At 46.1% G+C, this 21,184-nt stretch carries 20 protein-coding genes, 2 pseudogenes and 1 other annotated feature; of the genes and pseudogenes, 20 read left to right on the forward strand and 2 right to left on the reverse strand.

Annotated features, from left to right (window positions below; all coding sequences use genetic code 11):
- Positions 1-92: 92 nt before the first annotated feature.
- The 3 genes from DWX76_RS10580 (at position 93) to DWX76_RS10590 (ending at position 4,212) form a co-directional block, all read left to right on the forward strand.
- Entirely contained in the window at positions 93-2,183 is a 2,091-nt protein-coding gene (locus DWX76_RS10580) for an elongation factor G (RefSeq protein ID WP_118570638.1), read from the forward strand.
- Between the two features lie 380 nt (positions 2,184-2,563).
- Positions 2,564-3,694 (forward strand): hypothetical protein, encoded by a 1,131-nt coding sequence (locus tag DWX76_RS10585; protein ID WP_118570639.1) that lies wholly within the window; start codon positions 2,564-2,566, stop codon positions 3,692-3,694.
- Entirely contained in the window at positions 3,691-4,212 is a 522-nt protein-coding gene (locus tag DWX76_RS10590; RefSeq protein ID WP_118570640.1) for a hypothetical protein, read from the forward strand. Before DWX76_RS10585 ends, DWX76_RS10590 begins: the two co-directional genes overlap by 4 nt.
- 158 nt (positions 4,213-4,370) lie before the next feature.
- Here DWX76_RS10590 and DWX76_RS14520 read toward each other — a convergent pair whose 3' ends face one another.
- Positions 4,371-4,877 carry an acetyl-CoA hydrolase/transferase C-terminal domain-containing protein gene (locus DWX76_RS14520; RefSeq protein ID WP_412693910.1) on the reverse strand — a complete coding sequence of 169 codons (507 nt, stop codon included), beginning with the start codon at positions 4,875-4,877 and terminating at the stop codon, positions 4,371-4,373.
- Positions 4,763-5,659, reverse strand: coding sequence for a hypothetical protein (locus DWX76_RS10595; RefSeq protein ID WP_243022543.1), 897 nt, complete (start codon positions 5,657-5,659; stop codon positions 4,763-4,765). The genes DWX76_RS14520 and DWX76_RS10595 overlap by 115 nt, the downstream gene beginning before the upstream one ends.
- 424 nt (positions 5,660-6,083) lie before the next feature.
- Here DWX76_RS10595 and DWX76_RS14525 point away from each other — a divergent pair, with 424 nt between their 5' ends.
- From DWX76_RS14525 to DWX76_RS10675, 17 genes and pseudogenes are all read left to right on the forward strand, one after another.
- Positions 6,084-6,602 carry an MATE family efflux transporter gene (locus tag DWX76_RS14525; RefSeq protein ID WP_243022544.1) on the forward strand — a complete coding sequence of 173 codons (519 nt, stop codon included), beginning with the start codon at positions 6,084-6,086 and terminating at the stop codon, positions 6,600-6,602.
- Positions 6,527-7,438 carry an MATE family efflux transporter gene (locus DWX76_RS10600; RefSeq protein WP_243022545.1) on the forward strand — a complete coding sequence of 304 codons (912 nt, stop codon included), beginning with the start codon at positions 6,527-6,529 and terminating at the stop codon, positions 7,436-7,438. The genes DWX76_RS14525 and DWX76_RS10600 overlap by 76 nt, the downstream gene beginning before the upstream one ends.
- Positions 7,439-7,468: 30 nt before the next feature.
- The gene (locus DWX76_RS10605) at positions 7,469-8,527 is read left to right on the forward strand and encodes an MBL fold metallo-hydrolase (protein ID WP_118570641.1); all 1,059 of its coding nucleotides are present in this window, start codon (positions 7,469-7,471) and stop codon (positions 8,525-8,527) included.
- A 233-nt stretch (positions 8,528-8,760) separates the two neighbouring features.
- Entirely contained in the window at positions 8,761-8,973 is a 213-nt protein-coding gene (locus DWX76_RS10610) for a FeoA family protein (RefSeq protein ID WP_022360163.1), read from the forward strand.
- A 128-nt stretch (positions 8,974-9,101) separates the two neighbouring features.
- Positions 9,102-9,340: a binding site (T-box leader), on the forward strand.
- 195 nt (positions 9,341-9,535) lie between these two features.
- A pseudogene (gene leuS / locus DWX76_RS10615) lies at positions 9,536-11,946 on the forward strand (leucine--tRNA ligase).
- A 185-nt stretch (positions 11,947-12,131) separates the two neighbouring features.
- Complete coding sequence (locus DWX76_RS10620) at positions 12,132-12,353, forward strand: hypothetical protein (protein WP_147353857.1); 222 nt, start codon at positions 12,132-12,134, stop codon at positions 12,351-12,353.
- 310 nt (positions 12,354-12,663) lie between these two features.
- A complete protein-coding gene (locus tag DWX76_RS10625) occupies positions 12,664-13,359 on the forward strand; it encodes a transcription termination/antitermination NusG family protein (protein WP_118570643.1) in 696 nt (231 codons plus the stop codon).
- Entirely contained in the window at positions 13,334-13,765 is a 432-nt protein-coding gene (locus tag DWX76_RS10630) for a glycosyltransferase (RefSeq protein ID WP_182429774.1), read from the forward strand. The genes DWX76_RS10625 and DWX76_RS10630 overlap by 26 nt, the downstream gene beginning before the upstream one ends.
- Positions 13,762-14,328 carry a hypothetical protein gene (locus tag DWX76_RS10635; protein ID WP_118570645.1) on the forward strand — a complete coding sequence of 189 codons (567 nt, stop codon included), beginning with the start codon at positions 13,762-13,764 and terminating at the stop codon, positions 14,326-14,328. The genes DWX76_RS10630 and DWX76_RS10635 overlap by 4 nt, the downstream gene beginning before the upstream one ends.
- Before the next feature lie 100 nt (positions 14,329-14,428).
- Positions 14,429-15,799, forward strand: coding sequence for an exopolysaccharide biosynthesis polyprenyl glycosylphosphotransferase (locus DWX76_RS10640; RefSeq protein WP_118467352.1), 1,371 nt, complete (start codon positions 14,429-14,431; stop codon positions 15,797-15,799).
- 151 nt (positions 15,800-15,950) lie between these two features.
- Positions 15,951-16,922 carry a glycosyltransferase gene (locus DWX76_RS10645; RefSeq protein WP_412694053.1) on the forward strand — a complete coding sequence of 324 codons (972 nt, stop codon included), beginning with the start codon at positions 15,951-15,953 and terminating at the stop codon, positions 16,920-16,922.
- A gap of 2 nt (positions 16,923-16,924) precedes the next feature.
- On the forward strand, positions 16,925-17,713 hold the full coding sequence (locus DWX76_RS10650) for an ABC transporter permease (protein WP_107001635.1): 789 nt from the start codon (positions 16,925-16,927) through the stop codon (positions 17,711-17,713).
- Positions 17,714-17,743: 30 nt separating this feature from the next.
- Positions 17,744-18,480 (forward strand): annotated as a pseudogene (locus tag DWX76_RS10655) (ABC transporter ATP-binding protein).
- Between the two features lie 26 nt (positions 18,481-18,506).
- A complete protein-coding gene (locus DWX76_RS10660; protein WP_118570647.1) occupies positions 18,507-19,220 on the forward strand; it encodes a DUF4422 domain-containing protein in 714 nt (237 codons plus the stop codon).
- An 87-nt stretch (positions 19,221-19,307) separates the two neighbouring features.
- Positions 19,308-20,348 carry a glycosyltransferase family 8 protein gene (locus DWX76_RS10665; RefSeq protein ID WP_118570648.1) on the forward strand — a complete coding sequence of 347 codons (1,041 nt, stop codon included), beginning with the start codon at positions 19,308-19,310 and terminating at the stop codon, positions 20,346-20,348.
- The gene (locus DWX76_RS10670) at positions 20,345-20,716 is read left to right on the forward strand and encodes a glycosyltransferase family 2 protein (protein ID WP_118570649.1); all 372 of its coding nucleotides are present in this window, start codon (positions 20,345-20,347) and stop codon (positions 20,714-20,716) included. The genes DWX76_RS10665 and DWX76_RS10670 overlap by 4 nt, the downstream gene beginning before the upstream one ends.
- A 55-nt stretch (positions 20,717-20,771) precedes the next feature.
- The gene (locus DWX76_RS10675; protein WP_118570650.1) at positions 20,772-21,164 is read left to right on the forward strand and encodes a hypothetical protein; all 393 of its coding nucleotides are present in this window, start codon (positions 20,772-20,774) and stop codon (positions 21,162-21,164) included.
- The last annotated feature ends 20 nt before the right edge of the window (positions 21,165-21,184 follow it).

Genomic DNA, 21,184 nt, shown 5'->3' on the forward strand with positions numbered 1-21,184 from the left:
GCTTGAAATTTTCTCTATTTTCTTGTACAATATGAACAGAGGTTAAAATACAAGAAAAAAACATCAAAATAAATAGACGGGAGGACTTAACTATGAACGTGTATGGGACAAAACAAATCCGCAATGTAGTGTTACTGGGGCACGGCGGTGCCGGCAAGACAACGGTAGCAGAGGCGCTGGCACTGGTAACAGGTACTACCAAGAGAATGGGAAAAGTTCCGGAAGGAACCACCATCAGCGATTATGATAAAGAAGAAATCAAGAGACAGTTCTCTATCTCCACCACGCTGATTCCGTTGGAGTATCAGGGAGAAGATGGACCGATCAAGATTAACCTGTTAGATACCCCTGGCTATTTTGATTTTGTGGGAGAAGTAGAGGAAGCTATCAGTGTAGCAGATGCAGCAATCATCGTTGTAAACTGCAAGGCTGGCATCGAAGTCGGAACCGAGAAGGCATGGGAACTCTGTGAAGAGTACAACCTGCCGCGCCTGTTCTTCGTTACCAACATGGATGACGATCAGGCAAGCTTCCGTGAGCTGATCTTAAAACTGGAGAAACAGTTTGGCCGTAAGATCGCGCCGTTCCAGGTGCCGATCCGTGAAAATGAAAAATTTGTCGGCTTTGTCAATGCGGTAAAGATGGAAGGCCGCCGTTTCACCCATTTAAGCGAATATGAGAAATGCGAGATTCCGGAGTACACCAAGAAGAACCTCGGCATCATCCGTGATGCGCTGATCGAGGCAGTGGCAGAGACGAGTGAAGAATATATGGAGCGCTATTTCTCCGGTGAAGAATTTACACAGGAAGAGATCGCACAGGCGCTGCGCGAGCACGTAAGTGAGGGCAACATCGTTCCGGTTATGATGGGTTCCGGCATCAATGCACAGGGCTTCGCATATTTGCTGCAGGCGATCGATAAATACTTCCCGTCACCGGACAAGTTCGAGTGTGTCGGTGTCGATGTATCGACCGCAGAGCGCTTTACCGCTAAATATAATGACGATGTATCCCTGTCGGCACGTGTTTTCAAGACTGTGGTTGACCCGTTCATCGGCAAATACTCCCTGATGAAGATTTGTACCGGTACCTTAAAACCAGATACCGTTATCTACAATGTAAACAAAGATGCTGAAGAGAAAGTTCAGAAAGTATATGTTCTCCGCGGCAAGGATGTCATCGAGGTTCCGGAATTAAAGGCGGGCGATATCGGCGCGGTTGCCAAATTAAACGTTACTCAGACCGGCGATACCATCGCAGTCCGCACGGCTCCGATTGTATACCACAAACCGAAGATTTCTACCCCGTATACCTACATGGCATACGCAGCTAAGACCAAAGGCGATGAGGACAAGATCTCCAGTGCACTGGCGAAGATGATGGACGAAGATCTGACACTCAGAAGCGTCAGCGATACCGAGAACCGTCAGACCTTACTTTACGGCATCGGCGAGCAGCAGCTCGAAGTCGTTGTCAGCAAGCTGCAGGCAAGATATAAAGTAGACATTGTGCTCAGCAAACCGAAATTTGCATTCCGCGAGACACTTCGCAAGAAAGTAGAGGCACAGGGCAAATATAAGAAACAGTCTGGTGGACATGGACAGTACGGCGATGTTAAGATGTCCTTCGAGCCGTCCGGCGATCTGGAGACACCATATGTATTTGAAGAGAAGGTATTTGGCGGTGCCGTTCCAAAGAACTACTTCCCGGCAGTTGAGAAAGGTATTCAGGAATGCGTACAGAAGGGTCCGTTGGCTGGATATCCGGTTGTTGGTGTGAAAGCAACCCTGTTAGATGGTTCCTATCATCCGGTTGACTCCTCCGAGATGGCATTCAAGATGGCAGCGACGCTGGCATTCAAGAAAGCGTTCATGGAAGCGAATCCAGTTCTCCTTGAGCCGATCGCATCTCTGAAAGTAACCGTTCCGGATAAATTCACCGGCGACGTTATGGGCGATCTGAACCGCAGAAGAGGTCGTGTTCTCGGTATGAACTCCAACCATCACGGCAAACAGATCATCGAGGCAGATATCCCGATGTCCGAGCTGTTTGGTTATAACACCGATCTTCGTTCCATGACCGGCGGTATCGGCGAATTCTCCTATGAGTTCAGCCGCTATGAGCAGGCTCCGGGCGATGTACAGAAGAGAGAAGTGGAGGCGAGAGCGGCAGAAGCTGAATAATGGCAGATGAAGTGCTTACCGTTTCGGTCAAAAATATGATATTCTTATATAAATAAGCAGAAAACCGCCGCAGGCGGCTGAGTGGATCGATACCGATTCATCAAGGCTGTCAGCGGCGGCTTTCTCTTTCTGGAAGGTCTTTCGGATCGATATGGTTATAGGCTGTGCTTGAATTGAACAAAGCGCTGCGAATGTTATCGATGGGACAGGCGAGAAGTTAAGGCAGTGAATGCGGATGCCAAATTGCTACGAATTGCGTTCTTTTGCAATTTTCAAAAAGAAGGCTATAAATTGTAAGAAAATAGAAAAGACTACCCACCTGTAAAAAGGTATAATGTTGCAAAGAGAACAACTTATACAGACAGGTGGGTGGCCTTTTTATGATAGAGAAAAATGAGAAAAGCGGGGAACTCATGGAAGTAAAAGAACAGGCAAAAACAGTTCGGAAACACCCGGAGCGGATGATCGTGCGTATCTGGCTGGTGCTGGCGCTTATTTGTCTGCTGGCGGGTCTGATCGCCCAGTATACGTTCCGGCTGAAAGAACCGCTGTTTCTGCACTACAGCCAGTCGGCTTATCTGGGCTGTGGGCTGGACGGAGTAGAAACTTCGGAGGATGGAATCGTTTCATCTGTGTCAAGTGAGGCGCTTGAAGAAGAAAGTACCGATTCCGATGTGAAAGTTGGAGTTTTAGACGAAGGTGTGAAAGACCTGAATGCGAATATGGAATTGGAGAATACAGTGTCCTTATATGCGCTCGGGGAAGAAAGTGTGGATGAGACAGATGAAACTTCGGATGTATGGTATACACAGGTAAATTTTGCCTATCTGACGGATGTGACGGATGAGATCTGTGTGAGAGAAATTCGTTTTTCAGAGTTGCCTGAACTTCAAATGCAGGAAATGCGGGAGACAGTCCAGTCAGCGGGACAGTATGCGCTTCATCGCCTGGATGCTACGCTTTCGATTGAAGATCCGCAGCATAACGGGATCAGTCAGTGGAGAATCCTGACGCGGGCGCAGGTGCTCTATTCAGATGGAAACACAGCGGACGTAAAAATTGGTAATCTGGTACTGATTGCAAATCCGGAGGGCGGGAGCGCCCTGGAAAATCCAAGTTCCAGCGCCAATTCAGATGGAACGGCCACACAGGTTTACACCGTTCAGAAAGATGGAACCATCGAAGTAAAAGGCTGCATTGCGTCAGCCGGGGAGATGGAAAATTTTTCGATGACCTTAAATGGAGAGCCTATCCCAGCCCAAAAAGAAGGGGAAGAGCCGAAACGGCTGACAGTAAAAACGGGTGATGTGCTGACGTTCCAGAGCCATTGGATTGGCAAAGAGGAAGACCAGTCGCCGCAGGTATTTCATTCAGGAGTTGCAGTGCTTTCATATATCGGCAAAGATGGCGGGGAGCAGGTTCTTTCATTTGAAAATGAATACAGGAAGAGAAGGGAGCTTCGCTTTATTGATGTGTGGAAATATCTGCTGAAAGAGGAGGCATTTAAGTGAAAACGGGAGATCATAAGATTTTAGCCGGTCTGATTCTTGCTTCGATTCATATTAATCTGTTCCATGTGATGCTGCTGCCGCCCTGCATCGGGTTCCTGATTTTATATGTCGGGATTCTCCAGAAAGAGCGGCAGGCTGGATTTTTCCAGATGGATGTAAAAGAGATGAGAGTGTACCGGGCAGCAGGGGCGGCGCTTGTGCTGGTGACTGCTTTTTCTAGCTTCCTGTCCATGTTCTGGAGGCGGCCGGACGGAACCATCTGGTCGCTGATTCCGTGTATGCTGGAATATGTGGTGCTCTATGGACTGATGGAAAGCTACACCGCAGGTTCGCCCAGACATTCCTATCACTCCGAACTGTGCTGTGGATATGCTATGGTAATGGGAGCAGCACTGTGTGGGTACGCAGTCAGCCTGATTCTGCATATCGCGCTGTGGCAGCTCTTTGCGTCTATGATTATTTTGGTCTGCCGGTTTATGGTGGTTATGGTTGTTATAGGGGCGAAGAAAGAGGCATAAAAAATAAAAAGCCGTAATCAGATATACTCGCCCATGGGATTAAACTCATGAGCGAAAGTATAAGGTTACGGCTTTTCTATGTTGAAAATTCTGGTTTTCAAATAATCAAAGATAACATGGAATGTTGATGTTTCGGTTCCGATGTATCTTTCCAATTTTTATTTAAAATTCTCCTCCGCATACCGGCGCAGCTCATCACGGAAATCCGGGTGTGCGATGGCGATCATGGCATCCGCTCGTTCTTTTAAGGTAAGCCCGGTCAGTTTTGCGATACCGTACTCGGTCGCCACGTACTGAATCATGGTACGCGGTGCAGATACGGTGCTGCCGCCCGGAATGAACGGTACGATGTTGGATTTTAAGGAGCCATCTTTTTTCTTGTGGGTGGAAGCAAGGCAGATAAAGCCCTTGCCTCCCTCGGAGCGGAATGCGCCCTCCAGGAAATCCATCTGTCCGCCGATACCGGAGAGCTGTCGGGTGCCGGCAGACTCGGCATTTTCCTGTCCCATCAGATCCAGCTCGACACCACCGTTGATACTGATGACATTTTTCATCTCACCGATGCGGTACGGGGAGTGGACGTAATCGACGTCAGCCGGATGGAAGAGCTGCGGCTCATTATCCAGCCAGTCATATAATTCCTGAGAGCCATGGCAAGGTTCCAGGTAGAATAACCGTTGTCAATTTCCTTCTTCTTGTTGGTCAGCTTGCCAGCCTTATAGAGGGCTAAAAAAGCATCGCTGATGGTGCCGGTGTGGCAGCCGAGGTCGGTTTTGTCGGACTGTGCCAGCATATTGGCAACGGTAAACGGAACGCCGCCGACGCCCAGGGAAAGGACAGCGCCGTCCGGGATCTCCTCAACGACACGTTTGGCAATCTCAATATCAATGGCGCTCGGATCGCGGTAGGTGCGGATCGGAAGCGGCTCATGCTCGCCCTCGACGATGAAATCTGCCTCTGAGAGGTGGACACGGTGGGAACCATCGACGCCCTGTAAGCGCGGGAGGCGCTCATTGATCTCGAAGATGACGGTACGCGCATTCTCAAAGATGGTGCGCCATGCATAGTTGGAAATACCCAGCCCGCAGCAGCCATCCGCATCCGGTCTGGAAACCGGTACAAAGGCAACATCCACGCGAATGTGGTGGCGGTACATTTCCGGCAGGGAACGCAGCATCATCGGCATAAACTTGCAGAGCCCACGGGTCTGCAGCTTGCGCTCATAATCGCCGATGTGCCAGCTGTAGTAGCTGAATGCTTTCTGATCCGGGTCGCTTTCGACAACCTCGATGCGCGGGCGGATGACTAAACCACCGCGGATCTTGACATCGGTCAGCTCATCCCTGCGCGCTGCCAGCGCACGGTCGAGAAGCTCCGGAAATCCAGCGCCAAAGCCATAATCCACCCAGTCGCCCGGCTTGAACGGCCTTGACGGCGGTCTCAGCACTTACAAATTTGCCTGCGTAATTGTTAGACATAGTAAAAATCCTCCATCGGTATGAAATTCATAATTTTCTAGTTTCCATCATATCCCAGAAAGCGCTTTTTTGCAACTTCCAAAGACAATTCCAAAAGACAATTTTTAAGCTGGGTTTTAAGATAGGTTTAATACGGAAATAGTTGACAAAATAGGTGTTTATGATAAAATTAAGTGTTTATAAATAAGAGTTGGTCTTTTACACAGCAGGCAGAAGTGCCTGTATTTTTATGTAATAGGAAATTTCTTGGAATCCCCTATTATACAAAAAGGCACTAACGTGCCAATGATGTGCACTTGCGCGAAGCAGAAACATGTCGCAAGCGACCGCGCTCGGCGCGAGAATGTGACTGTAAAGAATACAACAAATATAGAAAGAGAGGAGTTACGACAAATGAAAACAAATACGGATTTATTTGAAAAAACACCCGTACCGAAGGCGGTCGCAACCATGGCGGTTCCGACTATGATTTCCATGCTGGTGGTTGTTATCTATAACATGGCGGATACATTTTTCATCGGTCAGACGAAGGATCCGCTGCAGGTGGCGGCAGTTTCGCTGGCAACGCCGGTCTTTATGATTTTTATGGCATTAGGCCATCTGTTCGGTATCGGCGGCAGCTCAGCGATATCGAGAGCACTGGGAGAACGCCATAAAGACCGGGCATGTCATATCAGTTCATTCTGCTGCTATGGATCCCTGGGGCTGGGCGTGATAGTGGCTATCCTGTCTGTACTTGGAATGGAAACCATTCTGCATCTCATCGGTGCCAGTGTAAATACGATCGGTTTTGCGAGACAGTACCTGATGATTATTGCAATCGCGCGCCGTTTATTATGTTTTCAACTGCATTTGCGAATATTCTGCGGGGAGAAGGCGCATCGAGGGAATCGATGGTCGGAAACCTGTTAGGTACTGTAGTAAATATTATTTTGGATCCGATCATGATCCTGACGCTTGGCTGGGGAGTGACCGGTGCAGCGCTTGCGACGATTATCGGCAATATTGCAGCCTGTCTTTACTATATTGCTTATTATCTGCGGGGCAAATCGACACTGTCGATTCATTTCCGTGATTTTAAGATGGGAGATGGAATCGCTTCCGGCGTGGCAGGGATCGGTATTCCGGCTTCCTTAAATAATATCCTGATGAGCTTTGCCAATATTATCCTGAACCAGGCGCTGGTCGGCTACGGTGACACACCGGTAGCGGCGATGGGTGTTGCGATGAAATCCAATATGCTTGTTGTCCTGCTGCAGATTGGTCTCTGCGTGGGAATCCAGCCGCTGATCGGTTATAATTATGGAGCGCGCAACAAGAAACGCCTGATGTCGGTATTCAAATTTACAGGAATTGTATCAGTTATTATGGGAACGATTCTGACATTGATTATGATTGTCGCAAGAAAGACAATGATTCAGATGTTTATTAATGATGCGGAAGTTGTCCAGTATGGTATTCAGATGGTGGTTGCCCTGCAGCTTTCTGCGCCACTCCTTGGTATCTTATTCCTCTGCATCAATACGATCCAGGGAATGGGAAAAGCGCTTCCGTCGCTGATTCTTACGATCTGCCGCCAGGGACTGATTTTTATTCCGCTGATTTTCGTGCTGAATGCGATGTTTGGCCTGGATGGAGTTATCTATGCACAGCCGGCGGCTGATTATCTGTCGATTGTGGTGGCGATTTTGATTTGTGCACATCTGTTCCGGACGATGGATCATAGAGAAGAGAAAGCAGAAGGCTGAGAAGATTCAATAGGTTCAATAAGGAAAAATATGCTTAAAGAAAATAAAAGAGAAGAAATCACAAAGAACATAGAGAAGAGGGAAGCCCTTGTAGAACAGGTGGCAGAGGGAATCTGGCGGATCGGTGTGGAATTGCCGCAGAATCCTTTGCGGGAACTCAACAGTTACCTGATCAAGGGAAAAGAAAACGAGCGTGATCTTCTGATTGACACCGGATTTCGGCGCGAGGAATGCCGGGAGGCGCTGTTTGCCGGGCTTCGGGCACTTGGCAGCAGTCCGGAGCGGCTGGATATTCTTCTGACACACCTGCACTCGGATCACACAGGACTTGCCAGGGAGGCGGCAGGGACGGACAGCCACATCTATATCAGCGGAACCGATCTGGCAATCTTAAAGGACGGTTTTACACCAGAGCGTCCGCTTCGGCTGGCGGAGCAATTCCGTGCCGGGGGATTTCCGGAGGATGAAATGAAGAAAACGCAGGCGCTCAATCCGGCAGTCCGCTATAAGCTGGATCAGATTGATGATCGTTTTGTTCCGATTGAGGCAGGCTGGAAATACACGGTAGGAGATTACACGCTGGAAATGATCTCCGTGCCGGGGCATACGCCGGGTAATGCGATGTTCTGGGCAAAGAAACAGGGCATCATGTTCACGGGCGATCATATCCTGTTTGATATATCGCCGAATATTACTTCCTGGCTGGAATCGGAGGATTCATTAGGTGATTATCTCGACAGCCTGCGCCTCGCCAGAAAATATCCGGTCCGCCTTGCCTTGCCGGGACACCGGAAGACGGGCGATTATGCAGCGCGCATCGAGGCGCTGCTGGCACACCATGAGCGGCGTCTGGCGGAGACGGAGGCGCTGCTTGCCGAACATCCGGGTATGACGGCATATGAGACGGCTGGAAAGATGCGCTGGAAGATCCGTGCCGCCAGCTGGGAAGAATTTCCACCGTCCCAGAAGTGGTTTGCGGTGGGAGAGTGCATGGCGCATCTGGACTACCTTCGCCTGCGCGGCAGAATCCGCCGGGAGATGGACGGAGAAGTGTGGAGATGGTTCACGGTAACGGCTAAATACTGTTAGAATTAACTAACAATTATTACCATTGACTAACAATAGTCTGACTGTATATAATAATAGTAAAGAAAGCGGTAACTGTTCAGTAGGTCTGCGCATTTACTGCGCTGACTGTACGAAAACATGGACCAGCAGACAAAAATCCCATTGCCGTAGGCAATTTTTAATGGATTTTTGCGCGTGACTGTGAAGGTACTGAACAGTTACAGAAAGCGGAATATCAGTCAGGAGGTCGTTGTATGCAGTCGTTGGCAAAGGTGCAGGCGGGAGAGTCCTGTGAAATCAAGTGGATGTTTGGAAATGCGGATGTGATGAACTTTTTGGAGCGCTATGGAATCAAAGAAGGAAGCCGGATCCGGGTTCTCGGCCGTGTGCTGGATGGCCTGATTATCGGAAATGGAAAGGTGCGGCTGGCACTGGGCGATGAAGTGGCAGAGCGGATTCAGGTGTAGGTTTGACGGTGATTGAAAGATTGTCGAAAATGTCATGTATTGAAAGAACGTCGAATCTGTCACGTGCAAGTTTGAGAAGGTCACGTTACTTGACATTTCTTCCCATTTATGCTATTCTACCAGATAGCACAAATGCAATGAACGGAAGTAGTAAGCCGCGAAATTTCTACAGAGAGCTGCCGGATGGTGTGAGGCAGCGGAAGGAAGCCGCCGAACTGGTCCGGGAGCAGCCTGTTGAAAGAAGTGTTTTTGAATACCCGAGTAGACAGAGCCGGTCATCCGCCGTTACAGGACGATGAGGAGCACACGGATTCCGTGTGAAATAGAGTGGTACCGCGCAGTTGGAATTTTCGCCCTGCGTCTCTATACAGGTAATGTAGAGACGCAGGGCGTTTTTGACGTTACCGGATTGAAAGAATGTCCGCAAGGGTTGGATGTTATGCAACTGCCAACGGACCAGTCGATTGCAATAATGAATCATCATTTTAGAGACTGGAGCCGGATTTTGACAGGAAATAGCAAAAAATCAGCGTGGGTTAAGCAGAAAACAGGAGGAACAAAGATGTCACAGTACAATCATACCGCCATTGAGAAAAAATGGCGCGAGAATTGGGAAAAACATCCCATCAATGTAAACGATGGAAAGAAAGAAAAATATTACTGCCTGGATATGTTCCCATATCCGTCCGGAAGTGGTCTGCACGTTGGTCACTGGAGAGGCTACGTTATTTCAGATGTATGGAGCCGTTATCAGCTGCTGCGCGGCAAATACGTGATCCATCCGATGGGCTGGGACGCATTTGGTCTGCCGGCAGAGAACTACGCGATCAAGATGGGCGTACACCCGGCTATCTCGACCGAGTCCAACATTAAAAATATTAAACGTCAGATCAACGAGATCGCAGCCATCTATGACTGGGATATGGAAGTAAATACCACAGATCCGGCATTCTACAAATGGACCCAGTGGATCTTCGTCCAGATGTTCAAAAAAGGCCTGGCATACGAGAAAGAATTCCCGATCAACTGGTGCCCGTCCTGTAAGACAGGTCTGGCAAACGAGGAAGTTGTCAACGGCTGCTGTGAGCGCTGCGGTACCCCGGTTACCAAGAAAAACCTGCGCCAGTGGATGCTCAAGATTACCGCGTACGCAGACCGCCTCTTAAATGATCTGGACAAACTGGACTGGCCGGAGAAGGTTAAAAAGATGCAGACTGACTGGATCGGTAAATCTTACGGTGCAGAGGTTGATTTCGGCGTAGAGGGACGCGATGAGAAGATCACCGTTTACACCACCCGCCCGGACACCCTGTACGGTGCAACTTTCATGGTACTGGCTCCGGAGCACGCGATGGCAAAGAGCCTGGCAACCGATGAGACCCGCGAGGCAGTAGAGAAATACATTTTCGATTCATCCATGCGTTCCAACGTAGACCGTCTGCAGGATAAGGAAAAGACCGGCGTATTTACCGGAACTTATGCAATCAACCCAATCAACGGTGCGAAGGTTCCGATCTGGCTGTCTGATTATGTATTAGCTGACTACGGTACCGGCGCTATCATGTGCGTACCGGCACACGATGACCGTGACTTCGAGTTTGCAAAGAAATTTAATATCCCGATCATTCAGGTTATCGCAAAGGATGGTAAAGAGATCGAGAACATGACCGAGGCGTATACCGAGGCGTCCGGCACGATGATCAATCTGGCGAGTGGAATGGTATGGAATCTTCCGTACTGAAAAAAGAAGCGCCGGAAATGATTGAGAAGAGAGGTATCGGTCACAAGAGAGTCAATTATAAGCTGCGTGACTGGGTATTCTCCCGTCAGCGTTACTGGGGCGAGCCGATCCCGATCGTACACTGCCCGAAGTGCGGCAACGTACCGGTTCCGGAGGATCAGCTTCCGTTAAAACTTCCGGAGGTAGAAAGCTATCAGCCGACTGGTACCGGCGAATCCCCGCTGGCAGCCATCGACGAGTGGGTCAACACCACCTGCCCGTGCTGCGGCGCTCCGGCAAAACGTGAGACAAACACCATGCCGCAGTGGGCTGGATCTTCCTGGTACTTCCTGCGCTATGTAGATAACAAGAACGATAAAGAACTGGTATCCCGTGAGAAAGCAGACAAATATCTGCCGGTTGATATGTACATCGGCGGTGTTGAACATGCAGTACTGCATCTGCTGTATTCCCGTTTCTACACCAAGTTCCTGTGCGATATCGGTGTTATTGACTTCGACGAGCCGTTCAAGAAGCTGTTCAACCAGGGTATGATCACTGGTAAGAATGGTATCAAGATGAGTAAGTCGAAAGGAAATGTCGTATCCCCGGATGATCTGGTACGCGACTACGGCTGCGATTCTCTGCGTCTCTATGAGCTTTTCGTAGGACCGCCGGAACTGGATGCAGAGTGGGATGACCGCGGTATCGAGGGCGTATCCCGTTTCCTGAACCGTTTCTACAACCTGGTTATGACCAGCAAGGACAAAGACATCAAAGAGACCAAGGAAATGGTTAAACTGCGCCACAAACTGGTATTCGACATTGAGCAGCGTTTCGAGCAGTTCAGCCTGAATACCGTTATCTCCGGTTTCATGGAGTACAACAACAAGCTCATCGATCTGGCGAAGAAAGAGGGCGGCATCGACAAAGAAACCCTCAAGACCTTCACTATCCTGCTGGCACCGTTCGCACCGCATCTGGGTGAAGAGCTGTGGCAGGAGCTCGGCGGCACCGACAGCGTCTTCCATGCTTCCTGGCCGGAGTGCGACGCAGAGAAGATGAAGGATGACGAGAAAGAGGTAGCCGTTCAGATCAACGGCAGAGTCCGTGCGACCATCACCGTACCGGCAGACATCTCCAAAGAAGATGCCATCGCCGCTGGTAAAGAGGCTATCAAGGACAAGCTGACTGGAAATATCGTAAAAGAAATTTACGTTCCGGGACGGATTGTGAATATTGTTATGAAATAAATAAAAATGGTATGGGAAGAAGCAGAAGAATCTGTGACTTTTCTATGCAGATAAGGTCAGCGGCTATACAGGGGAGAAAAACTGTGTGGCCGCTGTTTTTTTGCCCGCTCCTTTTTCACGTGCCTGCTATTTGATTTCCTAAATGATAAAATTAAATTGAACTTATGTGATTTCAGAAGGGATAGGTGAATATGGGAATATTTGTCAACCCGGACAATTCGGCATTTCAATCAGCCCTGAATGCAAAAAGCATTCTTGATGAGGAAAAACTCATTTGGAATGCTTTTTGCTGTCTATACGAAACATTCCATATGGCGCTTCTGGGAGGAAGCAAAGGTGTGGAGTACTATCGTTCAATAAAATTGTCTAAAAAGTCTACCAATCAAAAGATAAATTTTATATCATAAATGCAACATAATAGCTTGTAGCTAGAAAAATCAGAATAAAAAATTTCGCAGAATATCTAGTTCTGCGAAAATAAACGGTTTTATATGCAGAACCCAGATGCTGTATTGACAAAAATTTCAAAAGCAAAGGGGAATATTATATGAGAATTTCAGAAAATTTTGTTCAGAAATGACGACTTAATAATTTCATAAGAGATTCTTGGGAGAAACTTCTATTGAATTAACCTTGAAAGTATCGTATAATGATTGAAGATTTTCGCAGAACTAGATATTCTGCGAAAATCGCAAACATGAAAGGGAGAACGCCTGTATGTGGTACGTGGTGCAGACACCTGTGGGACGCGAGGCAGAAGCGGCGGAAAAACTGAATCATTTTTATCGGGATAAGGCTGAAAAGCCTTGTTTTGTGCTGTCCAAAGAACGGACCTGGCGGATGGGCGGTGTCTACTATGTAGATACGGAAGTCATGTTTCCGGGCTATGTGTTTGTGGACACGGCGGATGAGCCTGTTTTGGAAGACGGAGTGAAATGTCTGGCGGGGCTGGTGCGATTTCTGAATGCTGGTTCGGAAGCACATCCATATGGAACGGCAGTCCCCCTAAAAAAAGAGGAAGAGAAATTTCTGAAAGAACTTCTTCGGGAGGATTCTTCTCACACCGTCCGGCGGTTTCTGGTGCGGGCAAATGACGCGGGGGAGATCGAATGGGCGGAAGGAGTGCTTGGTGAGATGCTGCCAAAGATCATCCGGAAGCGGCTGCGGAAACGAATCGTGACGATTCAGGCAGAACTGCTGAACGAAGCACGACAGGTAGAGCTGGCAATCCGGATGGAAGATGATCCGGAGGCAGTTTTCCAAAAGAAAGGACCCCTGAACCCTAAAAATCTTTCAGGAGATTTCCAGGAAAACGATTTTAGCCGGGTATCGGTCTCTGGAAAGAACCCATCAAAAAAGATAACAAGATTACATGGAGCGGAGAACGATGGAACAAAGCTGGCAGCAGAATAATGAGTATGAGTGTATGAAATATTCGGTTCTGATGCCGGTATATCACAAAGAAAATCCAGCGTATTTCTATCAGGCGGCAGCCAGCATGATGAATCAGACGATTCCTCCAGATGAATTTGTCCTGGTATGCGATGGACCGTTGACACCAGTGCTGGATGAAACGATCCAGACGATTGATCGGGAATGGCCGGGAGTTCTGCAGGTGCTTCGCCTTCCCGTATGCGGCGGAATCGCACGGGCGCTGGCAGCAGGTGTAGAAGCGTGCCGAAATGAATGGATCGCCCGCATGGACAGTGATGATATTGCCTGTCTGGATCGCTGTGAAAAGCAGCTGAGACGATATGCAGAAGAAGCAGTGGGCAAATCGCTGGGAAAGAAAGCAGAACAGGGAAAACTCGGATTTTGAGCGGAAAAATTGCAGAATTTGCCGCAGCAGAAGTGCCAGAACAGGAAAATGTAGATAACCTAAATGCGCCAGATAGAGGTGAAATTGGAAGTGGGATGAATGGAAAATTGTTTCCGCCGGGCAGAATCACTGGAATTCGGTCACTTCCCTGCCAATATAAAGAAATTTTAACGTTTGCCAGAAAGCGCAATCCGATGAACCATATGGCCGTCATGATGCGGCGTTCAGCTGTGCTGGCGGTGGGAAACTATCATCCGGTTCCGGGGGCGGAGGACTATGAATTGTGGGTCCGTCTTTTGCAGGCAGGATATAAAGCAGAAAATCTTCCGGATATTCTGGTGTATGCGAGAACGGACAATGGGATGATCAAACGCCGCGGCGGTCTGTCCTATGCCAGGGCCGCTCTGAATCTGCAGAAAACGTTTTTTAAAAGTGGATTTTTAAATAGAAGAGAGTATCTGCGAAACTGCGTGATCCGCGTTACCGCAAGTCTGATTCCGGCATCCGTGCGTGGAATACTCTATCAGAAAAAATTGAGAGGAACGCTTTCTGAGGATGCTTAGTGTTCCTATAAAAAGAAACAGGCAGATTACCTGGAATAGAATTACACGTTGGGTTCTGTGGAGTTCGGCCTGAATAAAAACAAAAAGAAGAGGAACTATTTTGAGACAATATGAACCATTCAAACGACTGTTCCGTCTGATAGGTGCGCTGCTCCTGATGGGGGCAGAAGTTGGCGCTTATGGATATGTCTGGAACGGATATTTCAACAAAATGATCGAATTTCCGTTCTGGAGAAGAGGAAACTGGCTGATGATCGCCCTGTATGCGGGACTATTACTATTTTTCCTGCTGACTTACGGGGGATTCCGGATCGGATACCTGAAAAAAGGAAATCTGCTCTGTTCTCAGATCCTTTCGATCGGACTTTTAAATCTGATTACGTATATTCAGATTTCTCTGTTAGATAAAAAATTTCATGATCCCCGGATACTGCTTGGGATGACGGTTGTCCAGCTTTTGATTGCACTGATCTGGACGTTCCTGTTTCAGCAGATATACAGGATTCTGTTTCCGCCAAGAAGGATGCTTTTGGTATGCGGAGACCGTCCGGCCTTTCATCTGATGGAAAAGATTCATTCCAGAGAAGATAAATACTATCTGGAAACAGCCATTCATATCCGGGTTGGCATGAAAGCGATTCTGGAAGAAGCAAAAAAATACGACGCTCTGATCATCGGAGATATTCCGGCGAAGGATCGAAATGCGCTTTTAAAGAAATGTTTTGAGCAGGATATCCGTACCTATACTGTGCCGAAGCTGTCAGACATTCTGATTCGGACTTCGCAGGAGCTGGATATATTTGACAGTCCGCTCCTGTTATCGAGAAATGATGGAATTTCCGATCTTCAGCGATTTATCAAGCGGGCGATGGATTTCATTTGTTCCAGCATCGGAATCGTGGTATTATCCCCATTCTTTCTTCTGGTGGCGCTGTCGATCTACCTGACCGACCGCGGTCCGGTCTTTTACAAGCAGACCCGTCTCACAGAGGGCGGAAAAGAATTTCAGATCTGCAAATTTCGGACGATGATCCAGAACGCGGAGGCAAAAACCGGGGCGAGACTGGCAGCGGAACACGATGACCGGATCCTGCCGGTGGGACATTTCCTTCGGAGAACCCGCCTGGACGAGCTGCCGCAGCTTTTCAATATCTGGAAAGGTGAGATGTCGATCGTAGGACCGCGTCCGGAACGCCCGGAGCTGGCGGCGGAGATCGAGAAAGAAATTCCGGAATTCTGCTACCGCTTAAAGATGAAAGCCGGACTGACCGGATATGCACAGGTCTATGGAAAATACAATACAACGTCCTATGACAAATTGAAACTGGATTTGACTTACATACGAAATTACTCTCTGCTTCTCGACCTGAAGCTCATCCTGATGACACCGAAGATCATGATGCTCAAAGAGAGTACGGAAGGAGTCGCAGACAATGGAAAAGCTTCTGACAGTCGTCATCCCGGCGTATAACGCGGAAAAATATATCACATATACCCTGGATTCACTGTGCGCAGGATGCAAAGACCAGGATTTGAAAAAGAAAAATCAGAGCTGGACAGGAAATGAAACGGAATCAAACATTCAAACCGTATCAGCAAGAATGTCTGATTTTCAACCAGGTATGGATTGGTCCGAATACCTGGAAATATTGATTATAGACGATGGATCAAGGGATCAAACCGGTGCGATTGCTGATCAATATGCGGAGCGCTATCCGACCGTTGTTCGTGTCATTCATAAAGAAAATGGCGGTCATGGATCTGGGATCAACTGCGGCATCCAGAATGCATTGGGGCGGTATATGAAAGTAGTCGATGCCGATGACTGGGTGGATCCGGAGGCATTGGATCATCTGATTGCTGCGCTGAAAAAATGTCAGGATGATGTGCTGGTCAGCGGTTTCTACTGGCGGTTTGACAACGGAAGCGGAGAGGAAAGTTCTTTCCCGAAAAAAGCAGAAATTCCAGAACAATTTCCAGGGGTGAAATATGGGATTTCCTATGAATTCGATGGAATCGCGGATCAGATTTATATGAAAATGCATGGAATTACATGGAAAACAGAGATCCTGCGGCAGATGCCGCTTTCGATCGATGAACACTGCTATTACGTTGATGCCGAATACATCCTGTACCCGATTCCGTGGGTCAAGACAGTATCCTTTATCCCGGACTTTGTCTATCAGTACCGGATCGGCCGGGAAGGACAGAGTGTCAGCCCGGAGAAGATGATCAGGAATAAGGAAAATTATGACAGGGTGATGGAATCCCTGCTGTCATTTTATCGTCTGTATCAGGGCGGAACACTTACCGGAAAAGACGGAAAGAAGCTTCCATGCAGTCAGGAAAAGCTACAGTATCTTGAAAATGGAATCGCCAGGGTGGCAGCTGGGAGAGTGAAGATACTTCTGAGCCTTCCGGCTGGCAAGGAAGTAAAGCATGCATTGATGCAGTTTGAAGATGAATTACTTCGGGACTATCCAGAAGTTTACCATGCGAACCGAAATAAGGCGGTGAAGCTACTGCGGGTAAGCCGGTATGGGCTGTATCGGGCGGCGGTGTGGGCGCTTAGTAAGATGAATAGGAGCTTTTAAAAATGGGTCGATTGGGACAAAGATTAAATGGATTATATAGCTATAGAAATCTTTTGCAGCAATTAGTTGAACGAGATGTCAAACTGAAATATCGAAGAAGTTTTTTGGGGTATTTGTGGAGTATTTTAAATCCCTTAATGATCATGATGATTATGGTAATTGTTTTTTCCAATATGTTCCGCTTTGATATTCAGGATTATCCGGTTTATCTGATTATTGGTCAGACTGTATTTAATTTCGTATCAGAATCAACCAATCAGGCAATGTGGTCTATCACAGGCAATGCATCACTGCTGAAAAAGACATATGTGCCTAAATATATTTTTACACTTTCTAAAGTCACGAGTTCCTGTGTGAATATGCTGTTTTCATTGGGAGCTATGCTGATTGTCCTGCTTGTATGCAGAGTTCCTTTAAATTGGTATATGCTTTTTATTCCGGTCATTATTTTACAGGTATATGTATTTAGTACAGGAATTGGTTTGTTTTTGTCGCAGGCAACCGTGTTTTTCAGAGATGTTCAGTATATATATGCAGCTTTTATGACGGGATGGATGTATCTGACACCTATTTTTTATCCGATCAATCAGCTTCCGGAAGGAATACGGTGGGGGATTATGACATTTAATCCTCTTTATTCGTATATCACCCAGTTTAGAACGGTTGTATTGATGCAGCAGCTGCCGGAATGGGGGATGATACTGCAGGGGAGTCTGGTTGCCTTGGGCGTTTTGATTGTCGGAACCCTGTGTTTTATGAAAAATCAGGATCGTTTTATACTGTATATTTAACTGCTTGAAATAGGAGAAACCTATATGGATATGAATAACTGTGCTGTAAAAGCGGAACATGTAGTAATTCGCTTTAATATGGCGTCGGAAAAAATCGATAATTTGAAGGAATATTTTATCAAACTTGTAAAGCATGAGCTGATGTTTAAAGAGTTTCTGGCGCTGAACGATGTTTCGTTTGAAGTAAAAAAAGGAGAAGCCTGGGGAATCATTGGAGTCAATGGTTCTGGAAAATCGACCTTTTAAAAGCAATTTGCGGGATTCTGAAACCGTATAAAGGGAAAATCACTGTCAACGGAAGCATCGCACCGCTGATTGAGCTGGGAGCTGGATTTGATGGGGATCTGACAGCCAGAGAGAATATATTTCTGAACGGTGCTGTATTGGGTCATGATAAGAAATTTATGGAACAGCATTTCGATGAAATTGTTGAGTTTGCAGAACTGCGGGATTTTCTGGATATGCCGATTAAGAACTATTCTTCCGGTATGGCGGCGAGACTTGGATTTGCAATCGCTACGATTGTGAAGCCGGATATTTTGATTTGTGATGAAGTCCTTTCGGTTGGAGATTATGCATTTCAGAAAAAGTGCGAGAAACGGATGAATGAGATGCGGGCAGCAGGAACAACGCTGCTTTATGTTTCACATTCGATTGAATCGGTTCAAAAGATTTGTGATCATGCGCTGTGGCTTCAAAAAGGCATAGTGAAAGGCGCAGGAAATGTGGATGAGATAGCGAAACAATACATGGACAGTTTGGCATAAAGATAAGAGGAATAGAGAAAAATTCAATGAGTAATATAAAAATTCTCATAGCGTGTCATAAAGATACGGCCCTGCTGGACAGTAAAATTTTGATTCCAATCCAGGTGGGGGCAGCTGGATCAGCAAGACGATTTGAACAAATGCTTTCAGATGATACAGGGGATCAGATATCTGCGAAAAATCCAATGTATTGTGAATTGACAGCGCAGTACTGGGCCTGGAAAAATCTGGAGGCAGACTATTACGGATTTTTTCATTATCGCAGATACTTAAGTTTTTCAGAACAAAAATATCGGGAAGATCGTTGGGGAAATGTGCGGGAAGATACATTCTCTGATGCAATAAAAGAAAAATATGGGCTCTCGGATAAACAGATAGAGAAAGTGGTTACTTCCTATGATTTGATCATATCAGAAGAGAAAAACGTAGCATCCATGCCTGGAAAGGCGACGAATGTCTATGAACAGTATCAATACGGGGATTCTCTTCATATAGAAGACCTGGACTGCATCGTTTCGATTGTACAGGAAAAACATCCGGAATATGTACAAGATCTGAAAGAATATCTGAACGGAAAATATACTTGTTTTTGCAATATGTATATCATGAAAAAGGAGTTATTTCATGAATATATGGAGTGGCTGTTTGATATCTTGTCAGAATTTGAAAAACGCTCCAATCTGCACGATTATTCCATAGAAGGCCGAAGAACACCAGGCATCTGGGAGAACGCCTTTTGACGCTTTACTATCTGCATCTTAAGAGAACCCGACAAATAAAAATAAAAAAGTTTACAAACAGTTATCCTGTTTCATACAGAGCCTGCCTTGCAGGGAAATGTATCTCCAGCGTTCGAGAAAAATAATATTGCAATCGCAGCTGCCTGCAACGAAAAATTTGTTCCATATATGGCAGTCCTCCTGCAAAGTATTTGCGAACAGGCGGAGCAGAAAAATAATTATGACATCCTTGTACTGACACAAGATATATCGGAAAAAAGTAAAAAAATTCTTTCACTCATAATAGGGGATAAAAGTAATTTTAAAATCCGCTATCTCAATCCGACGCCGTATATACAGGGATGTTCTTTTTATATCAGAGGGCATTTTAGTATAGAAACCTATTTCAGACTGGTTCTTCCGGAGTTGCTGCCAGATTATAAAAAAATTTTGTATCTTGATTCGGACATGGTTGTACTGGACGATGTTGCAAAATTGTATAACGAATCAATTGACGGCTATCTGCTGGGAGCGTGTTACGATGCAGATACAGCCGGGCTCTATAACGGTTATGAGCCAAATAAAAAAGCATACATGGATCAGGTGCTGCAATTAAAACATCCTTATCAGTATTTTCAGGCCGGAACGTTGCTAATAAACCTGGAAACGTTTCGGGCAACCTATACGGTAGAGAAAAAGCTTCAATATGCAGCATCCAGGAAATTTCAGCTCTTGGATCAGGATATCTTGAACAAACTCTGCGAGGGCAGAGTCCGCTATATAGATATGTCCTGGAACATGATGGTCGATTATGCCGGAATACGAAAAGAGCAGATTATAACAAAAGCGCCGGCATGGTTAAATGAAATGTATCTGGAAGCCAGAAAACATCCGAAAATCATTCATTATGCAGGCTCAGAAAAACCATGGAAGCATCCAGAGATGGATTTTGGAAGTGTATTTTGGCAGTATGCCAGACGCACACCGTATTATGAAAGACTTCTTAGAGATATGACGCTTGCTTCGATTCAGGAAAAAGAAGAAAAGCGGAAGTGGAGCAGAAAAATTCTGGGAGGTATCCAGTGCGTCAGAGATCATGGGATTGGGTATACGTTGTGGTATTTGAAAAAAAGTGGAGGTCGTAAATGAAAGTATTATCGATATCAATTGCAGCTTATAATGTTGAATCTACGTTAAAAGAATGTTTAGATCCTTTTTTAAAATCTACAGTATTGGATGAATTGGATATTATGATTGTAGATGATGGTTCGGGTGATCATACGACAGCTATTGCACAAGAATATCAAGAATTGTATCCGGATACTTTTCGATTAATAAAGAAGAAAAACGGGGGATGGGGTTCTACTGTAAATAGTGGTATCAAAGAAGCAAGAGGAGTGTATTTTAAACAATTAGATGGTGATGATTATTATGAGCCAGAAGCTTTAAATAAATTTATCCAATATTTAAAAAGTGAGCCTAGTGATTTAGTTATTTCTCCATTATATTACATATGATAGTGAGACGGGAAAAATTATTACAACAGAAGATTGTAATCCTGGTTGTGACTTATTGAAAAAATATCTGATAAAAGATATTCCTGAATTTGCTCCATTTATGCACAGTCTTTCAATAAAAACAAAATTACTTCAAAAAGGAGGAGTAAAAGTAACAGAACATTGCTTTTACACAGATACAGAATTTGTTTTGAAAGCATGTAATCAGGCTGATTCGATATCATTTTTTGATAAACCAATTTATTACTATCGCCGTGCAGCTGTGGGACAGAGTATGAGCCTTAGTGGTTTTGAGAAACATTATATGGAACAGTATAAAGTAATAGAGGTTTCGTTGGATTATTTACAGAAGAATGTTTCACGACCGGAGATTAAGAAAATTTATGACAAATTATTATTAGGAACATGCTTTTTGGCAATATTTAATTATGTTTTACATATCGGTTAGTAAAGAACATAAAAATAATT

The organism is Clostridium sp. AF21-20LB (genome assembly GCF_003478795.1).
In the GTDB taxonomy this organism is placed as follows: Bacteria; Bacillota; Clostridia; order Lachnospirales; family Lachnospiraceae; genus Otoolea; species Otoolea fessa.